We start from the raw sequence: 14794 nt of genomic DNA on the forward strand, positions 1-14794 counted from the left end.
CGGTACATTAACGGCCATGACCCGCCTCGTGAGTTCCGCCCTCGCCGTCTTGCTGATCGCCGCCTTCGGCTTGTTCGCGGTGTGGCTCGCGGGGCAGGTGCTGCAATTTCTCGGGGTACTCTTGACGAGCCTCGCCGTGGTGTTGGCGAGGCTCGCGTGGTTCTTGCTGCTGGCGGCGGTGCTGGGCGGACTCGCGTACTTCCTCGCGAGCGTGTACCGCAAAAGTTAGCGCTTGACCGTGATGGGAGCGGAGAACAACGTCGGGTTGGGGCTGGCGGCTTCGGTGGAGTAGCGAAGTTCGTACTCGCCCGGCTCGTTGGGAACCGTGATTTGCACCGTGGCGCCTTCACGGGTGTAGGCGTAGTCGAGGTACGACCCGACGGGCGCGCCCTTCTTCACGATGGTGATGTAGTCGCCAGCGTTGCCGGGACCGGTCCAACGAACGCTGATCGTCTCGCCGACTTTGGCTTCCCTGGGACCGCTGAGGTTGTACGTCGCGCCTTTGAGCGTGATGGAGCGGCTTGCGAGGGTCGGATTGGGGCTGGCGGCCTCCGTGGAGTAGCGAAGCTCGTACTCGCCGGGTTCGACGGGCAGCTTGAGGCGAACGGGGTTGGCGTTGCGCGTGTAACCGTAGTCGAGGTAGCTTCCCACGGGTGCGCCCTTCTTCACGATGGTGATGTAGTCACGCTCGTTGTTGGGGCCCGTCCAGCGCACATCGACCGTGCCGCCCGCCACCGCTTCGCTCGGAGCCTCCAAGGCGTACGACGAGCCTTTGAGCGTGATGGGACGGCTCGCGAGGATCGGGTTGGGACTGGACGCCTCGGTGGAGTAACGCAGTTCGTACTCGCCGGGTTCGACGGGCAGCTTGAGCTGGACGGGATTGGCGTTGCGCGTGTAGCCGTAGCTGAGGTAGCTTCCGGCGGGCGCGCCCTTCTTCACGATGGTGACGTAGTCGCGCGCGTTGTTCGGACCCGTCCAGCGCACGCTCACCGTGCCGCCCGCGAGCGCTTCGCTCGGCGCGTCGAGAGCGTACTCGGCGGCCTTGAGCGTGATGGCCTTGGACGCCATGGTCTTGTTGGAGTCGTCGCTGGAGTAGCGCAGTTCGTACTCGCCCGGCTCCGTCGGAAGGTTGAGCGTGACGGGGTTGGCCGAACGGGTGTACTGATACGAGAGGTAGCTGCCTTCGGGCGCGCCCTTCTTCACGATGGTGACGTAATCGCGCTCGTTGTTCGGTCCGGTCCAGCGCACGCTGACCGTGCCGCCCGCGAGCGCTTCGCTCGGTCCGTCCACGCTCGTGGTGACGCGCCGCGCCGTGAAAGGCACGCTTCGGCCGATCACGCGCTCGGTGCCGTCGGGGTTCTTGAGAACGTAACGCGCTTCGAGCTCACCTTCCACGTCGGGCAAGGTGAGTTCGACGTTGCCGCTCGCTCCTTTCGCGTACGTCCAATCGGAGTACACCGCGTCGGGGTCGCCTTTGCGCGTCACGGTCACCCAGTTGCGGTCGCCCGCAGGCGCGCCGGAGAAGGCGACTTGCACCTTGCTGCCCGCCACGGGATTCGCCGGAGTCACCGTCACGTTGACGTTCGCGACCTTGCCGATCTCGAAGGTGAAGCGGTTGGCGGCGCCCGGCGCGACCGTGAGGCCCGAGAAGGACTGCGCGCCGTTCGCGGCGCTCGTGACGGTCGCCGTGTACGTTCCGGCGAGCAGCGAGCCCGTGTAGCCGTTCGTGCCGGCGGCGAGGTCCGTCTTGTTGCTCGCGTCGACGCTGCCCACGAACGAGACGGTCGCGCCGCTCGTGACGGGCCGCCCGTTCTCCGTGAGGTCGACGGTGACGGGCAAGCGCGTCTCGACCGGCTTGGCGACGTCTTGCGTGGCCCGTCCGAGCGCGGCGGCGAGCGCGGCGCTCGAGTCGACGTTCTCGAACTTGAGGCCCGAGAAGGCCCGTTGGGCGTTCGCGCCGAGGTCGATGCCAATCACGCGAATGTCCACTTCGATGCCGCGCGCCTTGAACGCTTCGAGGGCCGCTTGAAGGTTGCCGCCGCACGACTCCAACCCGTCCGTCACGAGGACGACGAGCTTGCGGCTCGCGTCTTGCGGGAAATCCGCCGCGGCTTGCGTCAGCGAGTACACAATGGGCGTCGCGCCGCGCGGACGCGTGGCCGTGACGGTGCTCGTGAGGGCGGCGCGGTCGAGGCCCCGCATCGGCAACACGAGCTTGCTGTCTTGGCAAGCGGAGGGATCGCCCGCCGAGGTGTTCGCGCCGTAGATGCGCAGACCGACGTTGAGATTGGCGCCTTCGGGCAGGCTCGACACGAAGTTTGTCAAGACGTCTTTGGCAGCGGCGATGCGCGTCGTGTCGGCGAACCGAGAGAACATGCTGCCCGACGCGTCGAGGATGAGTTGCACGTTCGTCGTGGTGCTTTGTGCCGAGGCGAGGGTGGCCGTCAAAAACAAGGCGAGGGAAAGGGATCGCATACAAGAACCTCCAAAGGGCGGAATCGGCCTGAAATCGAAGAGTGGCGTGCCATCATTGTGACCGTTCTCGCGAAGTTGGCAAGCGAGGGTGCGAGGAGAAATCGGGGCGCCTTCACGTGGCGGTCACGCGAAGTCAGCTTGCCTGACCGAGGATGATTCCACGATGACTCGACTCGGTTCGCACTCCAAGACCTTCGTGCTCGGCGTCGGACTCGCCGCCTCGGCGGCGTTCGCGCAAAGCCCGGCGGACACGCGCGTCGTGGACAAGGCCGCCGTCGCCGTCGCCCGTACCGTCGACGGCACCATCACGCCTTGTCCGGCAAGTTACACCAATTTCACGGCGGCCAAGGCGTGCGTGCGCGTTCCCTACTCGGCGGAACGAACGAAGATGTTGCTCAACCGCTCCGAAGCGACGCCGCTCGTGACCGCGTGGCGCTCTCAGCGCAATCCGATCTTCTCGTACAACTACGTGCGTCAAGGCGGCGCGGTCGTGGCCGTGATCGCCGGGCCCGCGCCGGGTGACGCCAAGGCGACGCTCTTGGTGCTCGACACCGTGCCGACGCGGGCGGAAGCGGACCTGCAACGCCGCGAAGACATTCGAATCACGCCGAAGGTCAGTCCGCCCGCCGCGCCCAACCGCGCGTCCGAAACCGTGAACGTTCCGCCGTTTCGCCGCTCGCTCGCCCTGGCGTCGCCGCACCTCAACGGCGAGGACGTGCGCTTGCTGCAAGAGCGCCTCATCGAGGTCGCGCGTATTCCGCGCGGCACGGGCGGCGACGGATGGTACGGTCCCGTCACGGCGGCGACCGTGAAGGCGTTTCAAGCCGCGAACGGCCTCAGGGTCACGGGCGTCGTGGATCAAGGCACGTGGAGCCGATTGTTCTCCGATCGTGCCCAGCCGTTCGAGGCGCGAAGCGTGGACACGTACCTGGGCCGTTGAGCGCGCGCTCGTGCGAGCGGGAATGCTGCCCTAAGCGCCAAATCCGAGCATCAAGATCAAGTAAACTCCATTCAAAGCGGCTCGCCCGCTTTGTTTTGCTGTAAGAGCGAAGCGAAGCGGGCGCACGACTCGCACGACCGAACTTTCCGCCTCTCCCGCCGCGTTTCTTGGAGATCATTTGAATTACTGGCGTTCCACCCTCAAACCCTTGTTGGACGAAGAAATCGGCACGATCTTCAAGCACGCGCCGATTCGGGTCACGCTCGCCTTTCCCAATCGCTACTCGGTCGGGATGGCGAGCCTCGGGTTCCAAGTCATCTACCGCATGTTCAATCAAGAGGAAGGCGTCGCGTGCGAACGCGCCTTCCTGCCCGAGGAGCCCGAAAGCTTCCGAGGCCACCTGCCGACCGTCGAAACGGGCCGTGACGCCGGAGACTGCGAGCTCTTCGCGATTTCCGTGTCCTTCGAGCTCGACCTCACGAACATCATCCGCACCCTCGACGTGGCGGGCCTCGCTCCCCTGCGCGAGGAACGTGACGACAGCGATCCCATCGTGATGATCGGCGGGCCGTTCACGTCCTCCAATCCGTACCCCCTGACGCCCTTCGCGGACATCATCGCGATCGGCGACGGCGAGCAACTCGTGCCCGTCATCGCCGAGGCGCTTCGCGAAGCCTCGTCGCGCGAGGACTTCTACGACCTCATCGACGGTGTGCCCGGCGTGTTTCTGCCCGCGCGTCACGTGCACGAGCCGAAGTGGGCGACGGCGCCTAAGGAACTGCTGCCCGCGTACAGCCAGATCGTCACGCCGCACTCGGAGCTGTCGAACATGTTTCTCGTGGAGGCGCAGCGCGGCTGCCCGCGTCCGTGCACCTTCTGCTTGGCGCGCACGATGTACGGCCCGAACCGCAACAATCAAGGTGACGAGCTGCTCGACAAGATCCCCGATTGGGCGACGAAGGTCGGCCTCGTCGGCGCGGCCCTCAGCGACTTTCCGCACACGAAGTACGTGGGCCGCAAGCTCACCGAGCGTGGCGTCAAGCTCGGCGTGTCGTCGATTCGCGCGGACACGGTGGACACGGAACTCGCCGAGATCCTCAAGGCGGGCGGGCTGCGGACCTTCACGGTGGCGTCGGACGCGCCGTCGGAACGCCTGCGCCGCTGGCTGAAGAAGGGCATCACCACCGAGGACTTGCTGAAGACGGCGCACATCAGCCGCGACCTCGGCTTCTCGGGCCTCAAGGTGTACATGATGATCGGCCTCGGCCCCGAGAACGACGACGACATCACCGAGCTGATCGAGTTCACGAAGGAGCTCGCGAAGATCAACCGCATCGCCCTCGGCGTCTCGCCGTTCGTGCCCAAGCGGCACACGCCGCACTTCGCCGATCCGTTCGCCGGGGTGCAGACGATCGAGAAGCGCCTCAAGCGCATCCAAAAGGAGTTGCGCACGACGGCCGAACTGCGAAACGTCAGCGCCAAGTGGGCGTGGGTGGAGAGCATTGTCGCGCGTGGCGGCGCCGAGATCGGCATGGCGGCATACTCGATCTACAAGAACGAGAGCATCGCCACGTGGAAGAAGGCGCTCGACGAGATCGGTTGGCACGACGAGTTCGAGTCGAACCAGGCCGTGATCGACCTTCCGCCCGGTCAGCTCATTCGCGGCGTCAGCAGCCACGCCGAAGGCCTCGCGGTGTAACCACTCGACGAGATTCGAAGAGGGGCGCCGACTTCATGCCGGCGCCCCTCTTCGCGCTTTCGACGCTTCAGCGCCGTCCTCACCCCACCGCTTTTCTCACGAGCAAGGCGACCGCCGCTTCGACGTCGACCGTCCACTCGGTCAGCGCGAAGGCGGTAGGCCACAAGGCTCCGTCATCGAGCTTCGCCTCGTCGCTGAAGCCCAGCGTCGCGTACCGCGTCTTGAATTTGTGCGCGCTTTGAAAGAAGCAGACGACCTTGCCGTCCTTGGCGTACGCGGGCATTCCGTACCAAAGTTTCGGCGACAAGGTGGGCGCGCTCGCCTTGATCAGCGCGTGCAGGCGCTCGGCCATGGCGCGGTCGGAGGGCGTCATCTCGGCGATCTTCGCGAGCACGTCGCTTTCCGCGTCTGCCTTGGCCGAGCGGGCGCCGCGGCGGCCTTCGGCTTTCTGCTCGGCGGCGCGCTCCTTCATCGCCGCCCGCTCTTCGTCCGTGAATACCTGAGGTGTTCGTTCACTCATGAGACTTCCTCCCGTGGGCATCGAGGTCGGCAGGTCAAGTTGCCGACGGCCGAGCGACGCCGCGCCGCTCTTGAACGCGAATCAAGTTTCCGGCGGGATCGCGAACGGCGCAGTCGCGAACGCCGTAAGGCTGCTCGGTCGGTTCCTGAACGATCTCGGCGTTCCTGCTCTGCAAGCGCTCGAACGTGCCGTCGAGGTCGGCCGTGGCCAAGACGAGGGCCGCGTAAGTGCCTTTGGCCATCATCTCCGCGATGACGCGGCGCTCGTCGTCGGTCACGCCGGGTGTCGCCGCGGGCGGGTACAACACGATGGACGTGTGAGGCTGATCGGCGGGACCGACCGTGATCCAGTGCAATCCGCCGTATTCGACGTCGCCCCTCACCTCGAAGCCGAGGGTGTCACGGTAAAACGCCAGGGAGTCGGCCGGATCGTCGTGCGGCAGGAACGTCTGATGAATCGTGAGGTCCACGGAATTCACTCTAAGCGTCTTCGGGAGTCGGCGCTTCTCGATTCCTGATCGGTCGGATCACCTGCTTCGCCAAGCACGGCGGCATGCCCGCCGTCGCGCGGTCCGCGCGCGCTCGGTACACGCTGGGCGGAACGCCGACGAGTTCCGTGAAGCGGGTGCTGAACGTGCCCAGCGAAGAGCACCCCACCGCGAAGCAGACTTCGGTGACGCTGAGGTCGCCGCGTTGCAACAGCGCCATCGCGCGCTCGATGCGCCGCGTCATGAGGTAAGCGTACGGCGACTCGCCGTAGGCACGTTTGAATTGACGGCTGAGGTGCCCGCCCGACATGTTCACGCTGCGGGCGAGGGCTTCGACGTCCAGCGGACGATCGTACTCCCGGTCGATTCGGTCCCGAACGCGGCGCAGCCGAGCGAGATCGCGAAGGTGCGACGAGCCGAGCTCTTTGGTCACGGCTGCCATTGTCGCACTTGCCGGTCACCCGCGAAGCCGTTCGGGATGGAACGTACCGTCAGCGCCGAGGCGCTTCGTCTCGTTCCCGCCTCGACCCCAAGAACGCGCGGTACCGATCCAGCTCCGCGTCCAGTTCCCGCTCGAACGCCTTCGAAGCGGGCCGAGCGTTCACGAAGCCGACCTCGGCCTTCAACTCGCCGCCTTCCACCTTGAGGTTCGCCCACCCGATCGCCTCGCCGCGCCACACGAGGGGCAGGGCGTAGTAGCCGAGCTTGCGCTTCGCCGCCGGGGTGTACGCCTCGAAGCGGTACGCCCAGCCATGAAGGTGCTCGAACCTTCGGCGGTCCCACACGAGCGGATCGAACGGCGCGAGCAGGTGAACTTTGGCGGGTGCGTCCCCGTCGGGCGTCTCGCCGCCGGGCCAAAGGTACGTCACGCCGTCCACCTTCGCGCGTTCGGTCTGCGCGCTTCGCACGGCTTGCCGCAACTCGGGCGCGAGGTGACGAGCGCCGTAGCCCAGCATCGACACCGTCGCCTTGAAGCTGGCTTCGGGAATCGGGGCGAGTTGCCGCAGCACGAGGTCCACGAGGCCGCGCGCCTGCTCCGCCTTCGAAGGCGGATCGGCGTGAAGCTCGTGAAGGTGAAGGGCGGGACCGTACACGCGCACGCCTGCCTCACGCCGCACGACGCGCAGGTGGCCTCGGAAGTGCAAGCCTTCCAGGACGCGCGTCGTCGCGCTGCTCGTGCCGCCCCAGTAGTTTCCGACACGCTCGCGCCCGAAGTGCGCCTCGACGTCCCTGGGATGCGCGACGCCTCGCTCGCGCACGAACGCCAGCACGCCGTCGAGCAGGTGCGGCGCTTCACGCTCGATGCGCAGCGCGGACGTTTCGCGAGGGTGAACGAGACGTTGCACGCGCCTCGGAACGAAGCCGTAGTTTTGCAGCACCTCCTCTTCCACGTCGAGGTCCGCGTAACGCCGCTCGAGGTCGCCCGCACGGTAGCCGCGCACCCGCTGGAAGAGGATGAGGTCCTGAGCGCGCGCCGGAGCGCGAATCGGGTCGGCCTGCACGTATCCGAGGGCGTCGATGACGTCCTGCAAGCCCGCCTTGCCCGGCAGGGAGCGGCGAAGGGCGAACGTCCGCAGTGCGGCGAGGGAAAGCGGCATACACTGGATTCTATGCGTGAACTCGTCGTGTCCCATCGACACCCCGTTCCCGAGATCGGCGCGGCCCTTTGGACGTTGGAGGAAGCGCGGCGGCGCACGCACGAGAGCGTCACGGGCCTCTTCGATCCCGACGTCGCGCCCGCTGGACTCAACGCCATCGGTACGCTCCTGTACCACATCGCCGCGATCGAACTCGACTGGCTGTTCACCGAAGTCCGCCAGGAGGACTTCCCGGACGAGGCGGCGCGTTGGTTTCCCGTCGACGTGCGCGACGAGGCCGGGCGCCTCTCGGCGGTCGTGGGCGAGACCGTGCAGCACCACCTCGACCGCCTCGGATGGGTTCGCGCGCTCCTGCTCGACACGTTCGAGCACATGACCGTCGACGACTTCGTCCGGCCGCGCTCGTTGCCTCGGTACGACGTGACGCCTCAGTGGGTCCTCGCGCACCTCGCCTTGCACGAGTCGAACCACAAAGGCCAGATTCTGACGCTCCGAACGCTGCAAGGCCGCGCCGTGAGGAGAGACTGAAGTGGTCGAGGCGAACGACACCCTCGCGCACGACCTCACCTTGTTCGGGCGCATGCTCGTCGCGTTCGTGCTGTCGGGCGCCATCGGCTTGGAGCGCGAGCTCACGCGCAAGGCCGCCGGGCTTCGCACGCACATCCTCGTGGGCACGTCGAGCGCGTTGTTCGTGATTCTCGCCGAACTTCTCGTCGAGAACTTCAAGGACCTCTCGACGAACATCCGCCTCGATCCGCTCGCGGTGCTCAGCGCGGTCGTGTCGGGCATCAGCTTTCTCGGGGCGGGCGCCATCTTCTCGTCGTGGCGGTCCGGCAAGACGAAAGGTCTCACGACCGCCGCGTCGATTCTCGGAACGGCGGGCGTCGGCATCACGTGCGGGCTCGACCACTTCCTCCTCGCGACGCTCGTCACGGGATTGTTCCTCGCAACGTTGCGCATGGTCGGGTGGATCGAAGCGCGCGGCTTGCGCGAACCCGACGACGAATGAGCCTTCCGGGCGTGCCCTGCGCCGTCGCTCCTCGCCGACCCACTCGGCCCGGCGAATCCAAGGCGAGCGTGACGAAGGTTCGGTCGGGGAAGACGCGAACACCGCGAGGATCTCACGCGGCGAGAACAACCGAGGTCCGTGTTCTTGCACAATGTGGTCATGAACAACGCGGTCGTCGGGAAGGCCTTGCGAATCACCGGAATCATCTTCTTGGTGGCCGTAGGGATCGCGATGCTGTGGACCCTCATCCAATTCGGCCAGGCGCTCGGCCAACTGCTCATGCTGTACGTCGTGCTTCGCATCTTCATGTGGATCGTCGAGATTTTCGTGGAACTGTTCAAATCCCTCTTCGGCTTCGCCTGATTCCGCGCAGAAGCGCGACTTGGGAAAGTCGACGTCATCTGGTCGTCACCCGTGATTGAACCGTGAGCTCGTAGACTTCCTCAATGACGACCCAGCTTCGTGATCTTCGCGCCTCCTTTCCCGCCCTCTCCTCCGACGTCGCCTACCTCGACAACGCGGCGGGCGCCATGCTGCCGCGGCAGACCATCGAGGCGATCACGCGGTTCATGTCGACCCTCGGCGGCGCGAACGTCGGAGGCGTCTTCGGCCTCAGCGAGGAGGTGACGGCGCTCAAGGCGCGGGCACGTGAAGCGTCGGCGACCTTCCTGAACTGCCTGCCGGGCGAAGTGCTGCTCGGGCCGAGCGCGACGGCGTTGACGTGGCAGTTGTCGCGGGCCTTTTCAAAATTGTGGGGACCGGGCGACGAGGTGATCGTGTCGGAGTTGGAGCACGAGGCGAACCACTCGCCGTGGCGGGCCTTGGAGCGTTTCGGAGTGACGGTGAAGGTGTGGCGCGCGAAGTGGCCCGAGGGCATCCTCGATCCGGCGGACTTGCAAGCCCTCTTGACGCGCGAGACACGGTTCGTGGCGATGACGGGCGCGGCGAACTCGATCGGGTCGATGACGCCGATTCGCGAAGCGGCGGCCTTGGCGCACTCGGTCGGCGCGTGGCTGCTCGTGGACGGCGTGCACGTCGCGCCGCACCACTTGCCCGACGTGGAGGCGCTCGACGTGGATTTCTTCGTGATGAGCCCGTACAAGGTGTTCGGGCCGCACCTCGGCTTGATGTTCGTACGCCGCGACCTCCTGCCGAGCCTGCCCGCCGACAAGCTGAGCTTCGTGGAGGACGACAACGTCACGAAGTTCGAGCCGGGAACGGCGCAGCACGAGCTGTGGGCGGGCTGGCTGGGAAGCTTGGCGTACTTGGCCGATCTCGGCGGAGGCGCGTTCTCGCGCGAAACGTTGCGGCGAGCGTACGCGCGCATCGAGGCGTTGGAGGCGCCGCTCGTGGAGCACTTGGTGACGGGCTTGGCGAGTACGGACGGCGTGGCGCTCTACGGACGGCGAAGCGTGGAGGGCCGCGTGGGTACGGCGTGCTTCAACGTGTCGGGATTGGCGCCGCGTGAAGCGGGGCGTGCCCTCGCCGCGCGCGGCGTGGCCGTCGCGACAGGACACTACTACGCGATCTTGCCGATGGAGGCGCTGGGATTGCTTCCGAACGGCGCGATGCGCGCGTCGATCGCGCATTACACGACGCACGAGGAGATCGAGCGGTTGTTGGAGGGCGTTCGCAGCCTGACGGGCGTTTCATGATGTCTTTAGAACTCGGCCGAAGAATTCGAAGTTCGGTTCTTCTCATCCCCTGGCGCCGGAACGTGTTAAAGTCGTGCCATTCATATCAGAGACAGGCACGTCCTCTCACGAGGTCGTCGTCGTTTCGTCGTACGGAGGGCTCATGAAGAATGCACGTCTGTTCGGCCTCATTACCTTGACCGCTTTGCTCGCCGCGTGCGGATCGACTTCGAACACGCCTTCGGCGCCCTCGGCACAAGCCGCCGAGTTCGTTCCCGGCGAAGTGCTCGTGCAACTCGACTCGAGCTTGCGCGCCCAGTCCTTGACGGCGCTCGCCGCGACCCTCGGCGTGCAAAGCGTCGAGGTCGTCGCCGCGTCGGACGGGGCGCCCCTCGTGCTCGCCAAACTGTCGAGCGGGCAAAGCGTGGAAAGCGCGGTCGCTTCGCTCGGCGCCCGCGGTGACGTGCGCTACGCCGAGCCGAACTTCATCTACCACCACGACGCGACGTCGACCGATCCGTACTTCACCAACGGCAGCTTGTGGGGAATGTACGGCCCGTCGACGACTCCGGCCAATCAATTCGGCTCGAACGCCGCCGCCGCGTGGGCGTCGGGCAGTGTCGGCAGCAGCACCGTCTACGTGGGCATCATCGACGAAGGCATTCAATACAATCACCCCGACCTCGCCGGAAACGTCGGAAATCCGAACGAAATCGAGGCCAACGGCAAAGACGACGACGGCAACGGCTTCGTGGACGACAAGTACGGCTGGGACTTCGCCAACAACGACAACACGGTGTACGACGGCGGAAACCGCGGCAGCCTCGACGCGCACGGCACGCACGTCTCGGGCACGATCGGCGCGCGCAGCAACAACGTTGGCGTCGTCGGCGTCAACCACAACGTCCGCCTCATCTCCGGCAAGTTCCTCGGGCGCAACGGGGGCACGTCGGCGAACGCCATCAAGGCCCTCGATTACTTCATCGGCCTCAAGAACAAGGGGCTCAACATCGTCGCGACGAACAACTCGTGGGGCGGCGGCAGCTTCTCGCAAGCGCTTCGCGACGCGATCGAGCGCTCGAACACGGCGGGCATCCTGTTCGTCGCGGCGGCCGGGAACGGCGGCAGCGACGGAGTCGGCGACAACAACGACGCGACGCCTCACTACCCCAGCACCTACGACAACTCCAACATCATCGCGGTCGCCGCGATCACGTCGTCGGGCGGTCGGTCGAGCTTCTCGAACTATGGCGCGAAGACCGTGGACATCGGCGCGCCCGGTTCGGGCATCAACAGCACCGTGCCGTACGACAAGTACGCGTCGTACAACGGCACGTCCATGGCAACGCCGCACGTGACGGGCGCCGTTGCCTTGTACGCTGCCGCCCACCCCGGCGCGAGCGCCGCGCAAATCAAGAACGCCATCTTGTCGAGCGCCGTGCCCACGCCGTCCCTCAGCGGCATCACGGTGACGGGCGGTCGCCTCGACGCGTTTGCCGCGTTGAGCAAGTAAGCGCGAACGAGAGGCGCCGAGCCACATTGGCTCGGCGCCTCTCGTTCGTTCACCCACCACAATGCTTCTCCCACTTGCGGCCAAAGCGTCTCCTCTACCCTGGCCGCATGAACCGACTCGCCTTGGAGACGTCTCCGTACCTGCGTCAACACCGTGACAATCCTGTCGATTGGTTTCCGTGGAGCGACGAGGCGTTCGAAAAGGCGCGCGTGGAAGACAAGCCGATTTTGCTGTCGGTCGGCTACTCCACGTGCCACTGGTGTCACGTGATGGCGCACGAAAGCTTCGAGGACGCGGCGACGGCGACGTTCATGAACGAGCACTTCGTGAACGTCAAGGTGGACCGCGAGGAGCGCCCCGACGTCGACGCCGTTTACATGGCGGCCGTGCAGGCGGCGACGGGGCAAGGCGGCTGGCCGATGACGGTCTTTCTCTTTCCCGACGGCAAGCCGTTCTACGCGGGCACGTACTTTCCGCCCGCCGATCGCTACGGCATGCCGTCCTTTCGGCGTGTGCTCGTCAGCGTCGCCAACGCGTGGCAAGAGCGGCGCGACGACCTCGCGCAGAACGCGGACAGCCTCACGGGGTTCTTGCGCGACCAGATGGCGCAAGAACGGCCCGAACGCGACCTGCCGCGCGACTTCGAGGCGCGCGGCTTCGCCAGCTTGCGGCGGGTGTTCGACGCCACGCACGGCGGCTTCGGCGGCGCTCCGAAGTTCCCCGCTCCGACGACCCTCGCGTACCTGCTTACGCAGCCCGGCGAGCGCGACATGGCCATGACGACCCTCGAGAAGATGGCGACGGGCGGCCTCTACGATCAACTGGGAGGCGGCTTTCACCGTTACAGCGTTGACGAGCGCTGGCTGGTGCCGCACTTCGAGAAGATGCTGTACGACAACGCGCAACTCACGCGCGTGTACCTCCAGGCGACGCAACTCAGCGACAACGTGTGGTTTCCGAGGACCGTGCGCGAAACGCTCGCGTACCTGGAGCGCGAGATGCTCTCGGGCGAAGGCGGCTTTTTCAGCGCGCAGGACGCCGATCAGGAAGGCATCGAGGGCAAGTTCTTCGTGTGGACGCCGCAGGAACTCGACGAAGTGCTCGGCGAGGACGCCGACCTCGCGCGGCGCTACTACGGCGTCACGGAGGGCGGCAACTTCACCGATCCGCACCACCCGGAGTTCGGGCGGCGCAACGTTCTGAGCGTCGTCTTGAAGCCCGCCGACCTTGCCCGCGAAGTCGGTGAGGACGAGGGCGCGGTGATCGAGCGCCTGCGAGAAGCGAAGTTGCGCCTCATGGAGGCGCGCGAGACCCGAGTCCACCCCGGCACGGACGACAAGATCCTGACGTCGTGGAACGGCCTGGCCCTCGCGGCGTTCGCTGACGCCGCCCGGATTTTCGGCGAGGAGCATTACCTGGCCGTCGCCGTGCGAAACGCCGAGTTCGTGTACGAGCACCTGCGCGCACCGGACGGAACGCTGTATCACACGTACAAGGACGGCGCGGCGAAGGTGACGGGACTGCTCGAAGATCACGCTTTGTACGGCCTCGGGCTCGTCAGCCTGTACGGAGCGAGCGGCGACTTGCGGTGGCTGACGTGGGCGCGCGAGTTGTGGAGCGTCGTGCGACGCGACTTCTGGGACGAAGCGTCGGGCGCCTTCTGGAGTACCGCCTCCGGTGCCGAGGCCCTCATCACGCGCACGCAAAGCGCCTTCGACTCGGCCATTCTCAGCGACAACGCCGCCGCCGCCCAGTTGGGGCTGTGGATGAGCCGCTACTTCGGCGACGAGGAGGGAGAGCGCATCGCTCGGCGAGTCGTCGCGTCCTTCTCGAACGAGATGCTGTCGGCGCCGAGCGGCTTCGGCGGCTTGTGGCAAGCACACGCGTTCTTGCAAGCGCCGCCCGTGGAAGTCGCGATTCTGGGCAGTTCGCGATCGCGCCGCGTCTTGGAGCGCGAGGTGGCGCGTCACTTCCTGCCCTTCGCGGTCCTCGCGCCGAGCGAGACGGGCGAAGGGCTGCCCGTGCTGGAAGGACGAAGTGGTGACGGCGTGGCGTACGTGTGCCGCAACTTCGCGTGCGACTTGCCGGCGAGGGACGTCGAGACGCTGGCGCGTCAACTGGCGAGTTTGAACGGTTGAAGCGTCACGCGCCTCGCAACGCCGTGAGGCGATCGGCGAGGTCGGGCATGAGGCGCTCGTTCCCGACGAGCCGCTGGTCGTGCGCGTACGCCTCGTTCACCTCGATCGTCCAAGCGCGGTCGAAGCGACGGGCGAGGGCGCGCGCCACCTCGTCGAACGTGTGGCCACCGCGCGCGTTGCTGTCGAGGTGAACGGCGCCCGCCCGCGGCGTCGTCACGAGGGTCCACAAGGCGCTCGCCGTGTCCGTCATGAACGAGCACGCGGGACGCCACGCGCGGCTCGCCTCGACTTTGCCGCGCTCTCGCTGCCACGCGTCGAGGTGAGCGAGCATGTTGTTGCCGGTCGCGTCCTCGTCGATCTGCCAGCCGATGCGCGCGATGGTCGCGCCCGGATGGCTCGCCGTGACGGCGTCCTCGCAGCGGATCTTGTAGCGCCCGTAGTCGTCCCGGGCCGTGCGCTCGTCGTCGCGATGGTGAGGACCGTCGGGCTCGTGGTGAAAGACCATCGCCGTGCTGGTGAACACGAAGGGAATGCCGCGCTCGTTCGCCCACGCGGCGAGCAGGGCCGCCCACCGTTCGCTGCCCATCGCGAGGTGCACGATGGCGTCGGGGCGCACCTCGTCCAAAAAGGTCAGCGAGGCGCGCTCGTCGTCGGGGGAAACGCGGTCGCGGTCCCAGCCGACGCAGGTCGCGCCGTCACGCGTGAACACCCGCGCGACTTTCGGACCGAGCGTGCCGTGAGAACCGGTGAGCAGGATTCGCATGACGTCAGCGTACCTGGC

Annotated in this window: 15 protein-coding genes; 9 read left to right on the forward strand and 6 right to left on the reverse strand. The window is 66.5% G+C overall.

What is annotated here, in order from left to right:
* Positions 1 to 16 precede the first annotated feature (16 nt).
* On the forward strand, positions 17 to 229 hold the full coding sequence (locus DES52_RS07125; protein WP_110886096.1) for a hypothetical protein: 213 nt from the start codon (positions 17 to 19) through the stop codon (positions 227 to 229).
* On the opposite strand, the gene DES52_RS07130 is transcribed toward DES52_RS07125, so the two are convergent.
* A complete protein-coding gene (locus DES52_RS07130) occupies positions 226 to 2475 on the reverse strand; it encodes a VWA domain-containing protein (RefSeq protein WP_110886097.1) in 2250 nt (749 codons plus the stop codon). The two genes, DES52_RS07125 and DES52_RS07130, sit on opposite strands and share 4 nt — an antisense overlap.
* A 163-nt stretch (positions 2476 to 2638) precedes the next feature.
* Here DES52_RS07130 and DES52_RS07135 point away from each other — a divergent pair, with 163 nt between their 5' ends.
* Together DES52_RS07135 and DES52_RS07140 are read left to right on the forward strand one after the other, a co-directional pair.
* Positions 2639 to 3415: a peptidoglycan-binding domain-containing protein gene (locus tag DES52_RS07135; protein WP_110886098.1), complete on the forward strand. Its 777-nt coding sequence runs from the start codon at positions 2639 to 2641 to the stop codon at positions 3413 to 3415.
* A gap of 178 nt (positions 3416 to 3593) precedes the next feature.
* Positions 3594 to 5114: a B12-binding domain-containing radical SAM protein gene (locus tag DES52_RS07140; protein ID WP_110886099.1), complete on the forward strand. Its 1521-nt coding sequence runs from the start codon at positions 3594 to 3596 to the stop codon at positions 5112 to 5114.
* 79 nt (positions 5115 to 5193) lie between these two features.
* Here DES52_RS07140 and DES52_RS07145 read toward each other — a convergent pair whose 3' ends face one another.
* The 4 genes from DES52_RS07145 to DES52_RS07160 are packed head-to-tail and all read right to left on the reverse strand — an operon-like array spanning position 5194 to position 7719.
* The gene (locus DES52_RS07145) at positions 5194 to 5634 is read right to left on the reverse strand and encodes an iron chaperone (protein WP_110886100.1); all 441 of its coding nucleotides are present in this window, start codon (positions 5632 to 5634) and stop codon (positions 5194 to 5196) included.
* Positions 5635 to 5668: 34 nt separating this feature from the next.
* On the reverse strand, positions 5669 to 6103 hold the full coding sequence (locus DES52_RS07150) for a VOC family protein (protein ID WP_110886157.1): 435 nt from the start codon (positions 6101 to 6103) through the stop codon (positions 5669 to 5671).
* Positions 6104 to 6113: 10 nt separating this feature from the next.
* On the reverse strand, positions 6114 to 6554 hold the full coding sequence (locus DES52_RS07155) for a helix-turn-helix transcriptional regulator (RefSeq protein WP_245900780.1): 441 nt from the start codon (positions 6552 to 6554) through the stop codon (positions 6114 to 6116).
* A gap of 58 nt (positions 6555 to 6612) precedes the next feature.
* Entirely contained in the window at positions 6613 to 7719 is a 1107-nt protein-coding gene (locus DES52_RS07160; RefSeq protein ID WP_110886102.1) for a DNA glycosylase AlkZ-like family protein, read from the reverse strand.
* 12 nt (positions 7720 to 7731) lie between these two features.
* Here DES52_RS07160 and DES52_RS07165 point away from each other — a divergent pair, with 12 nt between their 5' ends.
* The 6 genes from DES52_RS07165 to DES52_RS07190 all read left to right on the forward strand — a co-directional run bounded on the left by DES52_RS07165 (position 7732) and on the right by DES52_RS07190 (position 14013).
* Complete coding sequence (locus DES52_RS07165; RefSeq protein ID WP_110886103.1) at positions 7732 to 8247, forward strand: mycothiol transferase; 516 nt, start codon at positions 7732 to 7734, stop codon at positions 8245 to 8247.
* A gap of 1 nt (position 8248) precedes the next feature.
* Entirely contained in the window at positions 8249 to 8728 is a 480-nt protein-coding gene (locus tag DES52_RS07170; RefSeq protein WP_245900782.1) for an MgtC/SapB family protein, read from the forward strand.
* Between the two features lie 159 nt (positions 8729 to 8887).
* Positions 8888 to 9091 carry a hypothetical protein gene (locus tag DES52_RS07175; protein WP_146237211.1) on the forward strand — a complete coding sequence of 68 codons (204 nt, stop codon included), beginning with the start codon at positions 8888 to 8890 and terminating at the stop codon, positions 9089 to 9091.
* Between the two features lie 83 nt (positions 9092 to 9174).
* On the forward strand, positions 9175 to 10383 hold the full coding sequence (locus DES52_RS07180; RefSeq protein ID WP_110886105.1) for a cysteine desulfurase-like protein: 1209 nt from the start codon (positions 9175 to 9177) through the stop codon (positions 10381 to 10383).
* 142 nt (positions 10384 to 10525) lie between these two features.
* Positions 10526 to 11875, forward strand: coding sequence for a S8 family peptidase (locus DES52_RS07185; RefSeq protein ID WP_110886106.1), 1350 nt, complete (start codon positions 10526 to 10528; stop codon positions 11873 to 11875).
* Between the two features lie 107 nt (positions 11876 to 11982).
* Positions 11983 to 14013 (forward strand): thioredoxin domain-containing protein, encoded by a 2031-nt coding sequence (locus DES52_RS07190; RefSeq protein WP_110886107.1) that lies wholly within the window; start codon positions 11983 to 11985, stop codon positions 14011 to 14013.
* A 4-nt stretch (positions 14014 to 14017) separates the two neighbouring features.
* On the opposite strand, the gene DES52_RS07195 is transcribed toward DES52_RS07190, so the two are convergent.
* Positions 14018 to 14776: a sugar nucleotide-binding protein gene (locus tag DES52_RS07195; protein WP_110886108.1), complete on the reverse strand. Its 759-nt coding sequence runs from the start codon at positions 14774 to 14776 to the stop codon at positions 14018 to 14020.
* Between the last annotated feature and the right edge of the window lie 18 nt (positions 14777 to 14794).

It is taken from the genome of Deinococcus yavapaiensis KR-236 (genome assembly GCF_003217515.1).
Lineage (GTDB): Bacteria > Deinococcota > Deinococci > Deinococcales > Deinococcaceae > Deinococcus_A > Deinococcus_A yavapaiensis.

What these genes read in the sequence shown, in the direction of transcription:
- DES52_RS07125 (WP_110886096.1), top strand. Translation starts at nt 17, where the DNA reads ATGACCCGCCTCGTGAGTTCCGCCCTCGCCGTCTTGCTGATCGCCGCC.
- DES52_RS07130 (WP_110886097.1), bottom strand. Translation starts at nt 2,475, where the DNA reads ATGCGATCCCTTTCCCTCGCCTTGTTTTTGACGGCCACCCTCGCCTCG.
- DES52_RS07135 (WP_110886098.1), top strand. Translation starts at nt 2,639, where the DNA reads ATGACTCGACTCGGTTCGCACTCCAAGACCTTCGTGCTCGGCGTCGGA.
- DES52_RS07145 (WP_110886100.1), bottom strand. Translation starts at nt 5,634, where the DNA reads ATGAGTGAACGAACACCTCAGGTATTCACGGACGAAGAGCGGGCGGCG.
- DES52_RS07160 (WP_110886102.1), bottom strand. Translation starts at nt 7,719, where the DNA reads ATGCCGCTTTCCCTCGCCGCACTGCGGACGTTCGCCCTTCGCCGCTCC.
- DES52_RS07165 (WP_110886103.1), top strand. Translation starts at nt 7,732, where the DNA reads ATGCGTGAACTCGTCGTGTCCCATCGACACCCCGTTCCCGAGATCGGC.
- DES52_RS07175 (WP_146237211.1), top strand. Translation starts at nt 8,888, where the DNA reads ATGAACAACGCGGTCGTCGGGAAGGCCTTGCGAATCACCGGAATCATC.
- DES52_RS07180 (WP_110886105.1), top strand. Translation starts at nt 9,175, where the DNA reads ATGACGACCCAGCTTCGTGATCTTCGCGCCTCCTTTCCCGCCCTCTCC.
- DES52_RS07185 (WP_110886106.1), top strand. Translation starts at nt 10,526, where the DNA reads ATGAAGAATGCACGTCTGTTCGGCCTCATTACCTTGACCGCTTTGCTC.
- DES52_RS07190 (WP_110886107.1), top strand. Translation starts at nt 11,983, where the DNA reads ATGAACCGACTCGCCTTGGAGACGTCTCCGTACCTGCGTCAACACCGT.
- DES52_RS07195 (WP_110886108.1), bottom strand. Translation starts at nt 14,776, where the DNA reads ATGCGAATCCTGCTCACCGGTTCTCACGGCACGCTCGGTCCGAAAGTC.